The organism is Sebaldella sp. S0638 (assembly GCF_024158605.1).
GTDB lineage: Bacteria > Fusobacteriota > Fusobacteriia > Fusobacteriales > Leptotrichiaceae > Sebaldella.
On the sequence record NZ_JAMZGM010000222.1, the window covers coordinates 1 to 2,412 of the forward strand.

At 34.9% G+C, this 2,412-nt stretch carries 1 protein-coding gene; it reads left to right on the forward strand.

Annotation, left to right across the window (positions count from 1 at the left end; translation table 11 throughout):
• Window positions 1-106: 106 nt before the first annotated feature.
• On the forward strand, window positions 107-2,299 hold the full coding sequence (locus NK213_RS20740; protein ID WP_253352521.1) for a hypothetical protein: 2,193 nt from the start codon (window positions 107-109) through the stop codon (window positions 2,297-2,299).
• Window positions 2,300-2,412: the final 113 nt, after the last annotated feature.

The window sequence follows — 2,412 nt, forward strand, 5'->3', positions numbered from 1 at the left end:
TTTATCTCCTAAAGAATATTTGAAAAAAATTTCATAATAGACAAGATAAATGTGTCCACATTATTGACATAAGTACACTACAAGTTTCGGAGAAGATAAATACAGTGTGGTAATTTTTGGCTCGGAAGCTGAAACAATACATGCCAAAAATGAATTTCTCGGAACAGGGGGAAGTCTTTATTTTCTGAAAAACGGCGAAGTAATCAGAGACAGTGAAAAAATAAGTATAGAAGTAAGGGATAAAGATTCCGGTGTTACGGAAAAAGTAGTTTATCTTGTAGAAGGAAAAGATTATGAAATAGATAATTATCAGGGAAGAATTACATTAAGAAAACCGCTTAAAGATCATGTGGCTGATTCTTACAGCGATTTGATACAGGAAAACGGAAAATCAGGAAGTGAGCTGTATCTTATAGCTGAATATGACTATGAGCCGGCAACATCAGAGTCTTTGAGCAATATGACCTATGGGGGAAGAGGAAGTGCATGGCTTGGAGAACATTTGAAAATAGGCGGAACTTATATTAAGGAAGAAAAAGATAACAGTTCGGATTATGAAGTTTACGGCGGGGATATTACTGTGAGATATTCTGACGGAACATATTTAAGAGGTGAATACAGCGAATCTGAATCAAGAAATATAGACAATTATTATATATCATACAATGGCGGGCTTAAATTTACTGATAAAAATAAAAATCCGCTGGAAAAAAACAACGGAAGAGCATACTCAATAAGAGGAACAGTTAATCTATATGACTTGAATAAAGGTTTATTTAAACCTTACGGAAATGAAGTAAACGGCTGGTATATAAATGTAGGGAACGGCTTTTCAGGGGGACAGTACAATAATGATTATACACTTGAAGCATACGGCGGAGAGATAAAGCTAAATCCTGTAGACGGATTTTATTTTAAAACGAAATATGAAAGCGTGGAAAAAGAATACTATCTGGATAATACAATTGAGAAAAAAGAATCTATAACAGGGCAGGCAGAATATGCAGTAAATGAAAAACTGAGACTGTCAGCAGCGGTAGAGAAAAAAACAGAAGAGGCAACAGGTGAAGAGGATAAAGAAGCTGTAATCATTGCAGCAAGAGCTGATTATAAGATAACTCCGAATCTGGATGTTTACGGAGTAGTTCAGGAGGCTGTAAAGCAAAAGAATTACGACAATAGATCACTTTACAGACTGGGGCTGGAAACAAGATGGAATGACAGACTGACGGTAAAAGCGGAAGGTAAGCTTGGTGATAATGATACATCAGGTGCAGAGATTACTGCTGATTATAAAATAACTAATAATTACAGTATTTATCTTGGTTATGATCTGTGGAACAGTATCTCGGAGAACTCTGATAAGATAGTAGTAGGTCAGAGAGCAAAGATAACAGATAAATTTTCTGTATATGCCGAGAACCAGTTTCTGAAAGAAAGAGATGAAAAAAGCTATCTGGAATCTTACGGAGCTGACTATAATCTTACGGATAACTACAGAGCTGGTGTATCATATCAGTATGGAAGAGTAAACCCTAATGATGGTGATTCTTATGACAGAACAGCGTTGAGTATTTCATCAAGCTATGTAAAATCAGATTTTCAGCTTCAAAATAAAGTAGAATACAGAATGGACAAAGGGGACAGTACAGATGAAGTGCAGTATGTGCTGCTGAATTCGGCAAGCTACAGAATAACAGAGTCATTAAGAGTCCTAGCTAAAGGTGACTATACAATATCCAAGGATAAGAGAACTCACAGAACTATAAATGAATATGCAGAAGCCGGAATAGGCGTAGCTTACAGACCGATACACAATAACAGATTTAATTTGTTAGGGAGATACAGCTATATATTAAATAAAGAGAATGATTCTGACAGGGAAACTTCTTACCTTGAAGAATCTAAACATATATTGGAAGCAGAAGGAAACTATAAACTTACCAAGAGACTGACAGCAGGTATGAAGACAGCGGTAAAGTTTGAAAATGATTATTATAAAACTTCAGACGGAAGAAATATAAAAGTAGAGAAAAACTTTGCACTATTAGGATTCAGACAGGAATATGAAGTTATAAAAGACTGGGATCTGATGGCAGAATACAGATTTCTTGCTGACATAGGAGAAAATAATAATACGGAAAACTTAAAGCACGGTGCATTAGTCGGAGTGTACAAGCATATAGGAGAAAATCTGAAAATAGGTTTGGGATATAATTTTTCGAATTTTCAGGACGATCTGAGAGATACTGATATTAATGCTCAGGGTTGGTTTATAAATATAATAGGTAAATTTTAAAAAAAGAGACATTTCAAATTGTGAAGTGTACCTGTGGAGAGCCTGTGATAAAAAGTCTGTAAATAAAAAAATCTTTTTATGATAAACTAAAAACAGGAGGACTTTATTATGAA